The sequence below is a fragment of the Mesorhizobium sp. M4B.F.Ca.ET.203.01.1.1 genome (genome assembly GCF_004791025.1).
GTDB lineage: Bacteria > Pseudomonadota > Alphaproteobacteria > Rhizobiales > Rhizobiaceae > Mesorhizobium > Mesorhizobium abyssinicae.
Window position 1 is genome coordinate 93,189 of record NZ_SRUO01000002.1, and the last position, 16,068, is coordinate 109,256.

General features: G+C 59.3%; 10 protein-coding genes. 6 read left to right on the forward strand and 4 right to left on the reverse strand.

From position 1 onward, the window contains the following. Nucleotides 1-88: 88 nt before the first annotated feature. Nucleotides 89-1,870 carry an ABC transporter ATP-binding protein gene (locus EN846_RS03900; RefSeq protein ID WP_245478255.1) on the reverse strand — a complete coding sequence of 594 codons (1,782 nt, stop codon included), beginning with the start codon at nucleotides 1,868-1,870 and terminating at the stop codon, nucleotides 89-91. A gap of 177 nt (nucleotides 1,871-2,047) precedes the next feature. Here EN846_RS03900 and EN846_RS03905 point away from each other — a divergent pair, with 177 nt between their 5' ends. The 3 genes from EN846_RS03905 to EN846_RS03915 all read left to right on the forward strand — a co-directional run bounded on the left by EN846_RS03905 (nucleotide 2,048) and on the right by EN846_RS03915 (nucleotide 5,881). After that, nucleotides 2,048-2,914 (forward strand): hypothetical protein, encoded by an 867-nt coding sequence (locus EN846_RS03905; protein WP_127310184.1) that lies wholly within the window; start codon nucleotides 2,048-2,050, stop codon nucleotides 2,912-2,914. 79 nt (nucleotides 2,915-2,993) lie between these two features. Further along, nucleotides 2,994-4,223 (forward strand): glycosyltransferase, encoded by a 1,230-nt coding sequence (locus EN846_RS03910; RefSeq protein ID WP_127310183.1) that lies wholly within the window; start codon nucleotides 2,994-2,996, stop codon nucleotides 4,221-4,223. Next, a complete protein-coding gene (locus EN846_RS03915) occupies nucleotides 4,220-5,881 on the forward strand; it encodes an O-antigen ligase family protein (protein WP_135913801.1) in 1,662 nt (553 codons plus the stop codon). Before EN846_RS03910 ends, EN846_RS03915 begins: the two co-directional genes overlap by 4 nt. An 18-nt stretch (nucleotides 5,882-5,899) precedes the next feature. Here the strand turns inward: EN846_RS03915 and EN846_RS03920 are convergent, their stop codons facing one another. Together EN846_RS03920 and EN846_RS03925 are read right to left on the reverse strand one after the other, a co-directional pair. Beyond that, a complete protein-coding gene (locus EN846_RS03920; RefSeq protein ID WP_189523676.1) occupies nucleotides 5,900-7,918 on the reverse strand; it encodes an acyltransferase family protein in 2,019 nt (672 codons plus the stop codon). 70 nt (nucleotides 7,919-7,988) lie between these two features. Then, complete coding sequence (locus EN846_RS03925; RefSeq protein WP_187331234.1) at nucleotides 7,989-10,004, reverse strand: acyltransferase family protein; 2,016 nt, start codon at nucleotides 10,002-10,004, stop codon at nucleotides 7,989-7,991. A 394-nt stretch (nucleotides 10,005-10,398) separates the two neighbouring features. Here EN846_RS03925 and EN846_RS03930 point away from each other — a divergent pair, with 394 nt between their 5' ends. Together EN846_RS03930 and EN846_RS03935 are read left to right on the forward strand one after the other, a co-directional pair. Further along, nucleotides 10,399-11,412: an NAD-dependent epimerase/dehydratase family protein gene (locus tag EN846_RS03930; protein ID WP_187331233.1), complete on the forward strand. Its 1,014-nt coding sequence runs from the start codon at nucleotides 10,399-10,401 to the stop codon at nucleotides 11,410-11,412. A gap of 170 nt (nucleotides 11,413-11,582) precedes the next feature. Then, nucleotides 11,583-12,197, forward strand: a complete 615-nt coding sequence (locus tag EN846_RS03935) for an undecaprenyl/decaprenyl-phosphate alpha-N-acetylglucosaminyl 1-phosphate transferase (protein ID WP_245478345.1) — start codon at nucleotides 11,583-11,585, stop codon at nucleotides 12,195-12,197. Between the two features lie 235 nt (nucleotides 12,198-12,432). Here the strand turns inward: EN846_RS03935 and EN846_RS03940 are convergent, their stop codons facing one another. Beyond that, complete coding sequence (locus EN846_RS03940) at nucleotides 12,433-13,155, reverse strand: helix-turn-helix domain-containing protein (RefSeq protein WP_245478344.1); 723 nt, start codon at nucleotides 13,153-13,155, stop codon at nucleotides 12,433-12,435. Nucleotides 13,156-13,323: 168 nt separating this feature from the next. Here EN846_RS03940 and EN846_RS03945 point away from each other — a divergent pair, with 168 nt between their 5' ends. Beyond that, the gene (locus EN846_RS03945) at nucleotides 13,324-16,062 is read left to right on the forward strand and encodes an MFS transporter (protein ID WP_127391737.1); all 2,739 of its coding nucleotides are present in this window, start codon (nucleotides 13,324-13,326) and stop codon (nucleotides 16,060-16,062) included. Nucleotides 16,063-16,068: the final 6 nt, after the last annotated feature.

Genomic DNA, 16,068 nt, shown 5'->3' on the forward strand with positions numbered 1-16,068 from the left:
GGCTTTCATTCATCGACAAGTCCTACTCCGCTGAATGCCGCGAGGCCGCCTACAAGCTCTTATCCTTCCCGGGTAAAGAGAACGGAGACTAGGCGATATGCGGCTGGCCGTCTTCGATCGTTACGATCTCGTCGCAATTTTCGACCGTCGTGAGGCGATGCGCGATGATGAGCACGGTCAGATCAGCGGGCAAATCACGGATTGCCTCCATGACAGCTGCTTCGGTCTCATTGTCGAGCGCGCTTGTTGCTTCGTCAAAAACGAGCAAACTCGCCTGCTTATAGAATGCCCGCGCGATGCCTATTCGTTGGCGCTGGCCGCCGGACAATCGCACGCCGCGTTCGCCGACCCGCGTTTCATAGCCCTTGGGCAAGTTTTCGATGAAGCCCGCCAAAGCAGCCTGCTGCGCTGCGTTGCGAACACGTTCAAGATCGATGCCGGCGGGGTCGATGCCAAACGCGATATTCTCGGCGATCGAAGCATCCGAAAGGAAGATACTCTGGGGGACATGGGCAATCTGCCTCTGCCAGGCACGTCTGGTGCCTTCATCAAGGGGCTTCCCATCGATCTCGATCACTCCGCTTGTCGGCTCGAGCAGGCCCATAACGAGATCGACAGTCGTGCTCTTCCCGCTCCCTGTCTTGCCTACAAACCCGACCTTTGCACCTTTCACGATGGTGAGATTGAACCGTTCGATAACCGGCGGCTGATCGGGCGCGTAGCAGAACGATAAATCCTTCAGCACAATTGCCTGATCGAAAGGCAAGCGCCTCGGCGGAGGTGCCTGTGCGTCCGCTGGGAGTGGCGCTTCGATCGTCTTAAGAACCGCTTCGACGCCAGCGATATTGCCCAGCACGAGCGCCCAGTTTGCATAGATCAATTGCATAAGGGGTACTAGACGCTGCGCGCCAAGGGCAAACGTTCCCAGCATCGGCAGTACCTGCCCGGCGTTGTTTGTCCTTGTGATCAGGAAGTAAGCAAGTGCGGCGATGATCACCATCCCAGTGGCTTCGATCGCGAATCGAGGAGTAGCGGCCGCGAGAGCGTTCCCCGAATAGGCGCGCTGTAAATGCCTATCGAGTTCTTCGAAACGGGAAAGGAAGTAGCGCTGAGTGTCATTGATGATGACATCGCGAATGCCGCCCAAGCCCTCTTGCACGGACCGAATGTCTTCCGCCTGCATTCGCTCTATCGTGCGGGCATTCGTTTTGAGATGTTTGCGAATGAAGAGCGACATGCCGAGATAGGCCACACCCAATCCGGCAAAGATCGCAAATGTTATGAATGAGCTCAACGCGAACATCGCCGCAACGACGAACACGCTGATGATCGCTCCCCCGACCGCTTGGAGGATCGGGAGGAGAACGTTCATGTTGATAATGTGGACTTGGCGAAGTGTCGCCAGCACCGAACTGGAGCTATTCGATAAGTGATAGCTGTAGGGTTGGTAAAGTGCGCGCTTGTAAACCCTCACGGCGAGCTCGTGCCCGAGCGAAAAGACAAAAGCATGAGTGGCTCGCGAGAGCAGGATCCGCACAATCCCAGCGATCACTACCACTACCGAAAATAGCGACAGCAAGGGCAGCAGGCTGTCGCTCGAACTGGCCGAACCGAAGCTCTGCAATTGGCGTCCGATCCATGACTGACCTATTGAATCGGGATCGGTGATCTTGGCCAGAAACGGCAAGAGGGCACCGAGCGTCGCGGCCTCAGCGATGGCGCCGAAGAACATTAGAACCAGAAGACCGAAAAACTGGCGGCGCCGCCGCCTCGATAGCTGCGCCCACAAGCGCCGAAGCGCGTCGGTCGTGCTGTCTAGGGTCTGGGTTCCGCTCAATGCCAAGGTATCGCCCGCATTCTTGACGTTCATTGCGCATGCGCGCCACCAGGAAACAAGTCGCAAGTGGCGCCAATTGACAATTTCGGACCTCAGATCGTCAAAGGCCATCCACAAGCTGGACCATTCAGGGCAGCTTCGAACGTGCAATTGTGATATCCCTGCACTACTAGCAGCGAGGAAAAGGCGATTCTAAGCAGGAGCCGTCATTTGGGCGCCGATCGGTTCTGCCAGTCCTTGGGTCTCTGCCTGATCGGGCTAGGGACGGTGTTTCTGCTCTTTGTCGCTGCTTATCCCCTCGGCCTCGTCCAGGCCTATCCGACACCCCCCGTTGAAGCCATTGAGGGACCGCTTGGGTTTGAGAAGAAGATAGGGGATTTGAACGGCCTTTATCGCGGACCGAATGAGCCCAGGCAGGTCTATCTTGAGCGCCTAACAAAGGCTGTCGCGGGTGGCGTGGTGCATTACTGGACGGAAGGGGACCGCTGGACGGATACTGACGCGCGCTATACGAAGATCAGCGTTTTCGACAACTACGTCATCTGGCTGCTCGGTTGGCTTCCTGCATACCATGACAGCTTTCAAAATTACGAGTTTTTGACACCCCGAAAGGCCTTAGATCGCGGTTACGGCTTTTGCTCCCAAGTCTCAAAGATTGTCTATTCAATCCTTACGGAACAGGGAATCCCAGCGACGATATATAGCGCTGAGCAGCACACGATCGTCGAGGTCGATGGTAATGTTCTCGATTCCGATTATGGTGTCCTAGTACCCTATCCTCTGGCTCTTGTAGAAAAAGATCCGTCGATAGTCGATTCCTACTATTCGGACTACGAAGATATGCTGCCTCTTTTGCATGGAGCCTACGGTCAACCTTGGCATCGGCTTGGAACGCCGGAAGGCTTTCAGAGTGCCCGTTCCTACGAGACAATTCTCGAAAGGCTGAAGTGGCTTCCGCCGGTCATATTGCTGCTCATCGGCGTGTTATTAGCGACTGGCGGGCTGCTTGGGCGCGGACCGTTCGTTTCTGCCCCGAAAATATTTGCCTTCGGCCGTTCACCCAATCGTGGAGCTTAGGGAGTGCTTTGCGCTTGCTTGAGACCCATGCCTGTGGCATGCGACGGCTAAATCGGAAGTCGGCGGCGGTAGAGTCTCGATGAATTATGCTCCAGCAAAGACATCCGCTATCGTTCCTTCGACGGCCATCGCCAAGAGTCGTCGTAAGGGCGTACTTTTTGTGATCGGATCGCTAAACCTTGGCGGCACGGAGAGCCAACTCGTACTCCTCGCCAAGGAGTTGGCGCGCCGAGGATGGAGGGTCGAGGTTTTTGCGCTTACGCCGGTAGGCAACATACTGGCCGAACCTCTGACCCGCGCCGGTGTACCAATTTTCTACGGCCGCCACCGACCGAATTCCCCTGCCGCCGGTTCAAGGACGTCGCCGGGTTTGAAGGAGTTGATGGTCCTCCTGGCTGCGGCCACCTGGGTTTTCAGGCGGGTGGCTTGGACACGACCGAGCGTGGTCCATGCGTTTCTGCCGCTGACCAATTTCCTCGGCGCCATAGCCGGACGGTTAGCGTTGGCACCACTTATCGTCACATCACGGCGTGGCCTCGGCAGCCACCAGGAACGCTGGCCTTGGCTCAAATGGATGGATCGGTCCGCTAACCGTTTTTCCGATGTCGTGGTTGCGAACTCTCTTGCTGTCGCGGCAGACACGGCGACGCGGGACAACTACAGCATCAACCGCATCAAAATTGTCGCAAACGCCCTCGATTTTAGCCGGTTCGACAATATCGGCGATCGTCGCAATGGGACCCGGGCTCGACTTGGTCTCGGCCCAGATGAGGTGGGCATCGTCATTGTCGCCAATTTGATACCGTACAAAGGTCATGACGATCTGATCGAGGCGATTGCCCTTGCGTGCAAAGTGCGCCCGAACATCAAACTCTTTATGGCCGGGCAGGACCGGGGAATCGGATCGGCTCTGGCGCAGCAGGCTGAACGCCTCGGCATCGGGCGCAACGTGCAAGCCCTCGGAGTTCAGAGTGATATCCCGGGCTTACTGGCAGGCATGGATGTCGGCGTGATCGCGTCCCATGAGGAGGGCTTTTGCAATGCCTTGATGGAGAAACTGGCGGCCGGCCTCCCGGTAGTGGTTACAGACGTAGGCGGAAATCCGGAGGCAATCTCAGGCCTGCCAGGATGTGTTTTGGTACAACCTCGCGCTCCCACTGACCTCGCTCGAGGTTTGCTGGAGACAGTAGACCGTCTGCCAAAGCGCAAAACGGAACAGGAGTTTCGCCAGCGGATAATGCGCCAGCGCTATTCGATTGAGGCTATGGCCGACGCCTATGAAGCGCTCTACTTCACGGGGAATGAATGAGCGGGGTTGCAGATGTGGATTGCTCACTAGGCCCGTCGCTGCAAACGAAGTTAGTGAACCTTTCGGCCGGCTTCTGCGCTTTCACAGTCGTTGTATATCAGGCCTGGTTTATGCCTTTCTCCCTGCCATTGTTCACCGGGCGAGATGGCTATCTCAGGTTGGTCTTATACGCGCTCTATGGCGTTGTACTTATCGTCTCTTTGGCAGTGGTAGTGACGCGACGTGACGTGCGCAAAGCTATTTTGCCGCTGGCAATCGGCGCCGCGATTGCGGTGGTACCAATCGCTCTGCACCCTATAGGGATCGTCAACAGGAGCTATTTGACAACTCTTGCTCTTGGTGGCTCTGCAATCACTCTGATGCTTGCGTTTGCCCCACCGATTGTGCTGCGGCTGTCCGCTTCGGTTACGGCCCTCAATGCTATCGCTTGCTTCCTGGATGTGCTTTTCACCCATGGCTTTACCACTACGGTTGGCCGTGCTGCGGGGTTAGCAGTCAACCCGAATGTGGCCGCTGCGGGACTCTTGCTCGGCGGCGCGGCGAGCTATCGCGCCGTACCCAAGGAATGGCGCCCTGGTTTTCTCGTCCTGGTTGGTGGGGCGCTTGCAATCACCTTGTCCCGCTCCACCATTCTTGCCGCCGTCGCCACCGTCTTCCTTCCAAGTACGGTTGGCATCTGGCAATATTACAGAGCTGCCCGAAGATTCCGGATCGACACCGCTGCTTGGATGCGGGCTCTCGCTGTGGCTGTTGTGCTGCTATTGGTAACTTCCGTAGCACTGACCACTAACCGCTACTTTCGAGCTGCCATTAGCCAGTCTTTCGCAGGAGTGTTGTCCGTAAACACGGACCTTAGTGAGGCAGGCGAAGCTGTCGACACGTCGCTCGCCCGGGCAGCGGCTCCGATAGGACATCCTCCCCAAACAAATGACGCGAGCCCGCTTTCGATTGAACCGCCTGAGTTGGCGTCTTCTAGAAGCGGCCCAGCTCTATCCGAGGAAAGCCTGCCAGGAGATGTCGCCTCTCCTCCCAAAGCGAGTCCGTCTGCATCAGGCGCGGCCAGGATTCAGGCCCTCAGCGAACGGCTGACAGGTGAAAGTAAGAGAAATTCTATCTCCGCCCGCGCTCTGTTTTTGGAACGCGGCCTATTGGCATACCGGACAGGCGGTTTTTTTGGTCGTGGGCTGGAGGAGGCTCATGTCTTTGTTCCTCACAACACTTTTGTCCTTTTTGCTATCGCTTTCGGCCATATCGGCTGGCTGGTCCCACTCGGCTTCCTCGTGTTCGCCTTCTCGTTGGTTCGTGACGCCGAAGATCTGCCACTCGGGGTCGCTCTCTCAGGCGTTATGCTGACTTCGCATGATGTCTTGCTGACGCCGAGTTTGTTCATACCCGTGGCTATCGGCATAGGCAGCATGCTCGCCGCAAAGACCAATCCCAGCCGAAGCAGAGAAGCATATTCGAGCTTTGTGTTTGGAATAGGCGGAGGCGTCGGGTTATTCGCTGCCGCTTCCGTTGTCCTGTTGATTTCGCCGCCGACCGGTGTCGATCTCACGGCTAATCCGCTCTACTTCATGCTTTTGGGGACCGTCGTCGCCTGGGCTGTTGCGACACTTTATTTTTTCTGTCGCTCTCGTCGAAGCGGCCCCGGCGCATAGGCGAGGCGCTTGGCGCGACTATCCGGCCCGCCGAAGGTCGATCGACTGGACGGTCAGATCACCTCGGAGCATCTCGATAATTTTCGGAACAATGAGCCTCGCGCCGAAGATCGAGAGGTGGTTCTCGTCGACGTAGAGGCTGTGCCCTGCGCTGTTTGTCATTCGGCATTCCGCGGCGGGGCAGATCGCGTCCAGCGGATCAACGAATTGAAACTGGGAATGGCGGCCTGCAAAAGCCGCGAAAGCCGCTTTGAATGCGACATGCTCTACCTTCGAGGACGCCGGGCATGGAAGCGAGAAATAGTTCGGCCTGAGAGCACAGATCAGGTTCGTGTTTGGAGCGTGTCCGATCAAGATGACCGGTCCGCGAAACCCGGTGTACAGCTTGGAGATGTCTTCGAGCATTGTCGGAAACAGCTTTGCCAGATTACGGATATCGACAGGCGCCCCATCAGCCTTCCTTTCTAGAATGTTGCGATATCCTGGCCAGCGCTGAGCGTGGACGATGGCAGCGATCCCCCCAGCGTTCAACCAACGGGCTGCTTGTTCTGTTGCGGCTCGACAATGTTGCGTCACCGCGCCTCTAGGCCGGCTCTGAAGGTCCGCTCCGAAATAGCAGCTGCCGGCTTGCGCTGGCAGGAAGTGAAATTCCTTCCCGCCAAGCTCTTCAAGGGCGCGGGTGTAGTGGTCAACGTGCGAGTCCCCGACGATGAGAATCTTCGTCGGGCTTTGAAGATTTCCGAATTCGCAGAAATCCTCACAGCCACGAGAGCCCGTGATCGATTTCAAGGTCGATCGATCGGCCAGTTCACCTCCCGCGATCGCCGATGGCGACCGCCAAGGCATACCGTCCCACATTGAGTAGCTGATCAGCGAGAGGGTAAGCAGGCCTGCCAACGCAAGCCCTGCGGGTCCGACGAAGCCGCGGCCAACACGATACGGCTGTTCAACGAAGTGAAACATCATGACTGCCAAGGCGAGAGACAGGAACCCGACGAGAACAGCCTCTTTCGGCAGCAGCGGCCGCAGAAGGCCATACTCACAGAATACGATCAGGGGCCAGTGCACTAGGTAAAGTGAATAGCTGATGCGCCCGACATAGGCTGCGGGGCCATTGCGTAAAACAAGCGCCACATGTCGTGAGCGATCCGCGTAAAGCACCATCGCGGCTCCGACTGTAGGCACGAGCACATTGAGGGCGGGTGCGTGCGCCGTGTCGTCCAGAAAGAAGACGGCGCTGCCTATGAGCACCAATCCAAGCAAGGCGAGGAGTTCGTGGGTAGCCAAGGCTCGCGGGTGTGGAAGCCAGACCAATACCGCGCCACAAGCAAATTCGAACACGCGGAAAGGCATATTGTAAAAGACGGTCGCCCGGCCGTCCGAAAGCCATTCGGCAGTCCGCGTTCCAGCAAGCAGCCAAAATGATCCGTCTTGGAATGCGAAAATTAGCCAGAAGCCCAAAACTGCGATCGCCAGGATTGGCCAAACCATCCGACGTCGGAATAGGGCGAGCAAACCCGAAAGCAGGAGCGGCCACACGCAATAGAACTGCCACTCGACACTCAGGGACCAAGTGTGCAGCAGGGGCTTCATACGCGCGGCCAGGTCGAAGTAGCCGGATTCTCGCCAGAAGAGTACGTTCGAAACCCCTAGAGTGGCGGCCAAAAGCGACTCTGCGAAGGTCTCCAAGTGCTGTGGAGCGAACAGAAGAACCGCAGCAATGCACGACAGGGCCAGTGTCGCAAAGAGAGCCGGCAGCAGCCGGCGAGCGCGGCGCCGATAGAACTGCGCCAGGCTGAAACGCCCTCCGTCGATATCGGCTACAACAATCTTCGTGATCAGAAAACCGCTGATCACGAAAAAAACATCGACACCGACAAAGCCACCGGAAAACCCGAAAATCCTCAAATGAAAGCAGAGCACTGCCAAAACAGCGAGCGCTCTAAGGCCATCTATCTCTGCCCGATGATGGTTCAGCCTGTCCCGTGTTGCGAGTGACGCAGCGGAGGTCGAACCGCCTTGCTCCTCAACGGGCAAGGCAACGCTGCTTCCCCGCCAAGTTGCGCCAGCCGTAGTTGAAGACAGGGCTTGGCGGTTTCGCATGCCCCTAGTTGCTCTTGAGGGTTGTCGGAGACCGTGGAACGTTCATGACCGATACCCGCGTCTGCCTGTCATCAGCAGCGAGGGCCTGGTAGAGGCCCATCACCCGCGCGAGCACGTCGTCGGTCTCCGGCTTCAAGTTTCTGCGTACATGCGATGCATCGCGGTAAATGAACTCACCATTGATGTAGGTGGCGCACTGCCCGTTCGGGCACATCCCTTTGAGCGGATCGACAAAGAACACCCCGTCATGCTCAGTGAGCGACGCCAGCGCGGCGACCATCGGTGACCACACCCGCAGGATCCGCTCACTGTCGATATCGGTCGAGCAACGCCTCAATATCCTGCTTTCGCGCATCGCCGCGCACGAGGTCAAATCCAAACCTGGCCCAGGCACCTGACCAATGATTCCAACGCGCCGCTCGGGAGCGGCGATTTCTTCAACGAGGCTTCGCAGGCCGTCGCGCATCAGCAGGACTTGGTCCGCTTGCCGCCCGTCGTCAGCAACGACATTGGTGTAGGCAAGGCTTGTCCAGGCTGAGGACAGAACCACGAGGTCGATGTCCGTGCGCTGTCTCAGCATGCTGACCGCGGCCGTTCGGGACGATGCGCAGCTTTCCCGGTAGTTAGGTTGCTCCGGAAAGTCGCGATGGACACCTTCTCCGAATGCGGCCGGGCAGGCATGATAAAGAAAGAAGGCCGTATTCTCCCTTTGGCCAACCGCATCCAATAGCGGGGCGAGATGCTCCGCATGGCTGTCACCCCACAGCATGGCATGGCGTGCCGCCTTGTCCCAAGGTGCTCCGAATGCGCAAAACGTGCCGTCCAGCTCGGCGATCTTGACCATCCGCGGACACGGCCAGTCCCACATCACCTCGAGGCTGCGCATCGCCTCAACCTCCCTCGGGATTCTGCTGGCGATACCCCCCGCTTGGAAGATTGAATTGCCGCACAGACCGACCATCAACGCTGCGGTCGCGCCGGCGATGACGGTTCTCATCGGGGGCGGCCGCAGCCGGCGAACGGGTTCTTCGACGAATCGCCAGGACAAATAGGCCGTCGCCCAGGCTGCCGCGATGAGGATCAGCGCTTCGCCCGCTGTCGGCATCGCGCCGCCGGCATAGTGACGGAAAAAGACCAGAATCGGCCAGTGCCAGAGGTACAGGCTGTATGAAATTTTTCCTGTAAAGCGGAGCGGCCCGCTTGAAAGAACCGCCGTAGCGATGGAAGGAGAACAAGGCCAGACGAGCAAGACAGCACCAGCCACCGGGGCGAGTGCACTCAGTCCCGGAAATGGCTGGCTCGAGGATAGCCAGATGGAGCTAGCGGCTATCAGGCAAAGGCCAACCAAGCCGAACGCCTCGGAAGTGCCACGGCGGCCGATCGGCGGAACAAAAACCAGCAGTCCGCCTAGTGCCAGTTCCCAACCCCGGCTGAAGGGAGCATAGAACGCTTGCTTGGGATCGACTGCCACCAGGTGCAGGGCAGTCGAAAAGCTGATCAACGCGACAAGGCAGATCGCCGCCACGGTCGGCGACCGCTGGCGCCGCCACAAGCGGTTGGCGATGAACAAGAGAGCTGGCCATACGAGGTAGAACTGCTCTTCGACGCCGAGGGACCAAAGATGCAGGAGCGGCAGTAGAGTCGCCTCGCGGTCGAAATAACCAGTGTTCCAGAGGAAATAGTAGTTTCCAAGCCCGGCAGCGGAGAAGGCCGCACTGCGCCCAAGACCGGCATAGTCACCCGGGAGCAGAAGAAACCAACCCGCCGTGAGCGACAGCCCGATCATCACCAGCATTGCTGGCAGGATACGACGCGCGCGCCGACCGTAGAATTCGGCGAACGACAGTTCGGCGCTCTCCGCAACCAAAAGGCGTGTGATCAAGTAGCCCGAGATTACGAAGAAGATGTCAACGCCGATGAATCCCCCCGGAAAACCGGGAACGCCGAAATGAAAAAGGATGACGGTGATGACCGCGACAGCGCGCAAACCGTCGACGTCTGCCCGATAATCGAACTTCAAAGGTTCCCCCGAGCTATCTGTCGAAACGTCATAGCGTGATTGCAATCGGTGAGTCGACGGCGCGACAAGGCGCGGCCTGCGACGTTGCGATTCCAATAGTTTCGAATACTACCGCTTCCTTGCAATGCTAGACCGCGAGAAACATGGGGATACCCTGACAATTCATTTCACGCTAGAACGACAAAAACCTACACAGGTGTACCGGAATCAGTTCTGCCTGTTGGGCTAGGGGCAGCTGGCTCCCGGGGACATGTCGGGGCTTCGTTGGAGATATCGAGGGCCACCGAAAACTCGGCCGACTTGTAGAAAACGAGTTGTTCATCGTGTCCTTGACTGTATAGAAAGGCTATCCCGTGCGTAGCGAGGGCCACGGGTCGTTCTGGAGGCGGCAACTTTGGACAACCATAGCCCGGACGTGGTTGAATTCGGCCCGCGGACACATGCCCTGGTTACAGGTGGCGCGGGCTTTCTTGGATCGGCGCTGGTCGATCTGTTACTTGACCGCAATTGCAGCGTAACCGTCATCGATGATCTCTCGAACGGCTCGCTTCGCAACCTTCCGGTCGGCAATCCCCGCCTGACGATCCGTACCTTCAGGGTCGGCAGCCCGGCCTTCAATGCGGCGGTCCATGACGAGGTTGGTCTGGCTGACGCCGTATTCCATCTGGCGAGCCCGATCGGGGTTCAGCTTGCCCACACGGAACGCTTTGCTGTCACCAGCGGCATTCTTGAATCAGGTTGCGCAATCGTCGAGGCGTGCCGGCTGCACCGGCGTCCGCTTCTCTATACGTCGAGTTCGGAAGTTTACGGCTCCGGTCGCGACCGTCCGATTACAGAGTCCGATCCTGTGGTGACGGATCTCCGACCGCGATGGGGATATGCTGCCGCCAAGGCAGCGGTTGAGCATCTGATAGCCGGATTGTTTTTCGATTTCGGCATTCCCGCCTGGATTGTGCGGCCGTTCAACATGGCTGGGCCTCGGCAGCGCTCGGCGACCGGCCTCGTGCTGCCGGTATTTGTAAACTCGGCCTTACGGGGCGAACCGCTTGTCGTTCACGACGACGGCGAGCAAAGGCGGGCATTCCTGCATGTTACCGACGCCGCCGAAGGGTTGCTCCTGGTCATGCAATGCCGATCCTTGCGAGGACGGCCGGTCAATCTGGGTGGCAGCGAGGCAGTGCAGATCGGAAATCTCGCAAGGATGGTGGTTGAGGCGACCAACACGAACGCGCCGATCGTCATGAAGTCTTCCAACGCGGTCTATGGCGAGAAGTTCGCCGTAACGCATGATCGCGTACCGGATACGAGTCTTCTGAGCACCATGACAGGCTGGCGCCCGCTGCGAAGCACAAGGCAGACGATTGCCGACTGCATCGAGCATATGCGTACCGAACGAGTGATGGCTTGACGCTTGGCTTATTGGTCCCGTTCATCGGGGCCCTGTTCATTGCGGTTCCTGGCGTATGGCTGTTCGCTCGCCTTGCGAGGCGCATCGGGGCTGTCTCCAAGGTCAAGAGCGACCGATGGCACACATCGGGCGAAGTCCCTCGACTTGCAGGGCCTGCCCTACTGATCGCGATGTCTCCATGGCTTCCGGTTGGCCATATCCTGTTGCTGGCTCTTCTCTGCCTAGTCGGCGCACTCGATGATGTCCGATCCCTTTCCGCCGGCGCCAAGGCAGCAGCGTTGGCCGCGGCGGCGATACTTGCCGGGATCATCACAGGTTTTTGGTGGGTACCGATCGTCATTTGGATCGCCTGCAACGCGGTCAACATGCTCGATCACGCCGATGGACTTGCCGCGACCACAATCGCAGCCGCCTCTTTCGGCCTCGGCGGTGATGCCGGGCTGGCCTGCGCCGGTGCCTGCCTCGGGTTCCTTTGCTTCAACTATCCGCCAGCACGTGTCTTCATGGGTGACAGCGGCAGCCTTCTGCTCGGCGCGGCAGTCGTGCTTCACGCTTCGGAAAGAGGTTTCGGCTCCTCGTTGGCGTGGCTTGCCGTCCCACTGATCGATGCAGTATTCGTTATCATCCGCCGCTTGCGACGAGGACGGCGGCCTTGGATTGGCGGTACGGACCACCTCGGCCATACGTTGCTGCGGCTGGGCGTAGGCGGTAAGACTTTACCGGCCCTTTATGGGGTAACGGCACTCGCACTAGGCTTGGCATTCACTGCTTGGCAAAGTTCATAGAACCAAACGGGTATCACAATCCCCAGGCCGCCTTCCGAAACCGCAGCCCAGCACGCTGCGAAATATGGCGGCAATTTTCGGTGCCCTCGACTTATGTGACCTGGGTGTTCGCGGCAGAAGGGTTCATTCAACCACGGCCGATATCATCGCCAGTCCTGACAGAAGGTTGGGGAGAGCACCTGCGGCAAATCCGCTGCCAAGCTCAGGTTGACTATGGCCGGACTAGGCGCGACGATCAGATTGCAAAGCCCTCACCGTCCGTCCCGTCGATGAGCGGGTCGGGAGCGCATGCGGCGGCGACGCGGGCCGCATCGAGAATTTCGATCGTCTGGCCGTCGACCCTGATGCCTGACTTTCCCAGGCTCGACAGTGCACGCGAAAAGGACTCGCGTGTTATGCCGAGCTCGGAGGCGATGAGCGTCTTCTCGAACGGCAGAACGGCTCGGTCCGGCGTGCCCTGCCGCTTCGACAGGGCCAGGAGATAGCAACCAACGCGCTCGGTCGAGCTCCTTAGCTTAAGGTTCTTGATCTGCCGGACCATGCGTCGAAATTGAGCGGCGAGGCTTCCGATCGCCGCATGAGCCAGCAAAGGCTCTACTTCCACCGCCGCCCGAAACGCTCCCGCTTGAATCAACAAGAACCGCGAAGGCTCTGGCACTCGGGCCTGCATGAGATAAGGCGCGCCGGTCAGGACGGCGGCGGGTATGACGAGATCTGGGGCTCTGACAGCCTCGATCAAGACTTCACGGCCTTCGGCCGATCGTCCAAACAACTGGGCCGACCCTGCCAGCACGATCAGCTGGAAGTTCGGCACGTCGCCTTGTTCGAACAGAACGGTGCCTGCGGACACGCTGTGCACCATGGCATGTCGCATCAAATCGGTCCGGCGGGGTACGGGTAACCCCCGAAACAACGGCAGCTCCTCCGGCGCCACGCCCTCATACGTCAGGTCATCCAAATGTGTCGTCTCCGATTTGAGGCTTCCCTTTGCTTCCGCATCCTGAGTGACAAATGTCACGGCATGCCTTGATTTGGATCAATGCCGGATGATGCCGGCTTGGTCATGCTGGCCTTGAGGGGGCGAGAGTCCGCTCCTTGAGGCCAACCGTCTAAGAGGCTGCCGACAATGAAAACAACCGCGGATCCGAAGTCCGGTCAAATCCTGGGCGCAAGCACGGCGGCATTTACGGTCTGCTTCGCGGTCTGGACCATCTTTTCCATCATCGGCATTCGCATCCGCCAGGAACTCGGCCTCAGCGAGACGGAGTTCGGCCTGCTCCTCGGCACGCCGATCCTGACGGGTTCGCTGCTCAGGGTGGCGCTTGGCATCTGGACCGACCGCTACGGGGGCCGGATCGTCTTCACGGTGAACATGCTCGCGGCCGCGGTCGCAACTTTCCTTCTGTCGTATGCTCATACCTATCCTCAGATGCTGGTCGCAGCCCTCGGCGTCGGGATCGCCGGCGGCTCCTTCTCGGTCGGTGTCGCCTATGTGTCGCGTTGGTTCCCGCCGCAAAGACAAGGTACGGCGCTTGGTATCTTCGGTGCGGGCAATGTCGGTGCCGCCGTCACCAAATTCCTCGCCCCCTTCGTGCTCGTCGCCTTCGGATGGCAGGCCGTGGCTGAGGCCTGGGCAGCGGCCCTCGTCGTCATGGCCGCCATCTTCTGGTTCATGACGGATGACGACCCGGTCATCGTCGAACGTCAGCGATCCGGCATCAAGCCGAAAAGCGCGTGGCTCGAACTCGAACCATTGAAGAACGTGCAGATCTGGCGTTTCGCGCTCTACTATTTCTTCGTGTTCGGCGCCTTTGTCGCGCTCGCGCTTTGGCTGCCGCAATATCTCATCAACGTCTACGGCCTCGACATCAAGACGGCCGGCATGATTGCTGCCTTCTTCTCCGTGCCGGCGAGCCTGTTTCGCGCCTATGGCGGACACCTTTCGGACAGCTTCGGCGCGCGTCGCGTGCTCTACTGGACCTTCATGATTTCGGTGGCGGCGACCTTCGTCCTTTCCTATCCACCGACCGACTACGTCGTCCACGGCATCAACGGGACGACCGCCTTCCACATCGAGATGGGCCTCGTCGGCTTCATCGTCACTATATTCGTGCTCGGCTTCTTCATGGCCCTCGGCAAGGCCGCCGTCTACAAGCACATCCCGGTCTACTATCCCGACCATGTCGGTTCGGTCGGCGGACTCGTCGGCATGATCGGCGGCCTTGGCGGTTTCGTGCTGCCGATCCTGTTCGGCTTGCTGCTTGACCTGACGGGCCTCTGGACGAGTTGCTTCATGGCGCTCTTCTTGCTGGTCTCCGGCGCGCTGATCTGGATGCATATGGCGATCCGCCAGATGGAACGCGGCACCGTTGGCGAGGCCCTCGCCAAGCTGCCGCCTTTCCCGGAAATGCAGGACATGCCCACGCCTGTGGCAAAGGCCCGGACTGGCGGTGCTCTAACCGACTGGCGTCCGGAGGACAAAGCGTTCTGGGCTGAAACCGGCCGCCGCATCGCGAAACGCAATCTGTGGCTGTCGATACCGGCGCTACTGCTTTCGTTTGCCATCTGGCAGGTGTGGTCAGTCGTCGTCGCCAAGCTTCCGCTCGTCGGCTTCACCTTCACCACCGACCAACTCTTCTGGCTCGCCGCTTTGCCCGGAATCTCCGGCGCGACGCTGCGCATCTTTTATTCCTTCATGGTGCCGATCTTCGGCGGCCGGCTCTGGACGACGCTTACGACCTGGTCGCTCATCATACCGGCCGTGGGCATCGGGTATGCGGTACAAAATCCCGACACGCCCTATGTCGTGCTGCTGATGCTGGCGCTGCTCTGCGGCTTCGGCGGCGGCAACTTCGCCTCGTCCATGGCCAACATCTCCTTCTTCTTCCCGAAGGCGGAGAAGGGAAATGCGCTTGCACTCAACGCCGGCCTTGGCAATCTCGGCGTCAGCGTCGTCCAGTTCATCGTGCCGCTGGCAATCACCACCGGGATCTTCGGCTGGCTCGGCGGCGATCCGGCCATGGTCAAGGGAGCTGCGGGCGATGCGCCGATTTGGTTGCAGAATGCAGGCTTCGTTTTCGTGCCCTTTATAGCGCTCTCGGCTTTCGCCGCCTGGTTCGGCATGAACGACATAGCTTCTGCCAAGGCATCTTTCAGCGAGCAGGCCGTTATCTTCCAGCGTCGGCACAACTGGATCATGTGCTGGCTCTACACCGGCACTTTCGGATCCTTCATCGGCTATTCGGCTGGTTTCCCGCTGCTCACGAAGATGCTGTTTCCGGACGTCAATGCGCTCCAGTTCGCCTTCCTCGGCCCGCTGGTCGGCGCTCTCTCGCGCTCGGGCTCTGGCTGGCTCGCGGACAAGTATGGTGGCGCGCGCGTCACCTTCTGGGCCTTCATGCTGATGATCGCAGGTGTTGCCGGTGTTTTGTGGTTCATCGGCATCAAGGATCAGCCGGGCGCGTTCACGGGCTTCTTCGTGGCATTCCTGCTGCTTTTCTTCGCCACCGGCGTCGGCAACGCCTCTACGTTCCAGATGATCCCGGTGATCATGGCCAAGGAGATGGGCCGCCTGATGCCCGACGCCGATACCGAAGCGCGTCGCAAGCAGGCGGAGAAGGAGGCTGCCGCCATCACCGGCTTTACCTCCGCGATCGCGGCCTTCGGCGCGTTCTTCATACCGAAGAGCTACGGCAGCTCAATCGCCCTCACGGGCGCGCCGAACGCCGCGTTGTGGGCCTTCCTCCTGTTCTACGTGAGCTGCCTTGCCATCACCTGGGGTGTCTACACCCGCAAGGGCGGCCTTCTGCACGACATCGAGCGCGCCAAGCGCGGCGCGCCCGTCCGCCCGGCCGCGGCCGAATAACCAGGG

What these genes read in the sequence shown, in the direction of transcription:
- EN846_RS03915 (WP_135913801.1), top strand. Translation starts at nt 4,220, where the DNA reads ATGAGCGGGGTTGCAGATGTGGATTGCTCACTAGGCCCGTCGCTGCAA.
- EN846_RS03900 (WP_245478255.1), bottom strand. Translation starts at nt 1,870, where the DNA reads ATGAACGTCAAGAATGCGGGCGATACCTTGGCATTGAGCGGAACCCAG.
- EN846_RS03935 (WP_245478345.1), top strand. Translation starts at nt 11,583, where the DNA reads ATGTCTCCATGGCTTCCGGTTGGCCATATCCTGTTGCTGGCTCTTCTC.
- EN846_RS03945 (WP_127391737.1), top strand. Translation starts at nt 13,324, where the DNA reads ATGAAAACAACCGCGGATCCGAAGTCCGGTCAAATCCTGGGCGCAAGC.
- EN846_RS03910 (WP_127310183.1), top strand. Translation starts at nt 2,994, where the DNA reads ATGAATTATGCTCCAGCAAAGACATCCGCTATCGTTCCTTCGACGGCC.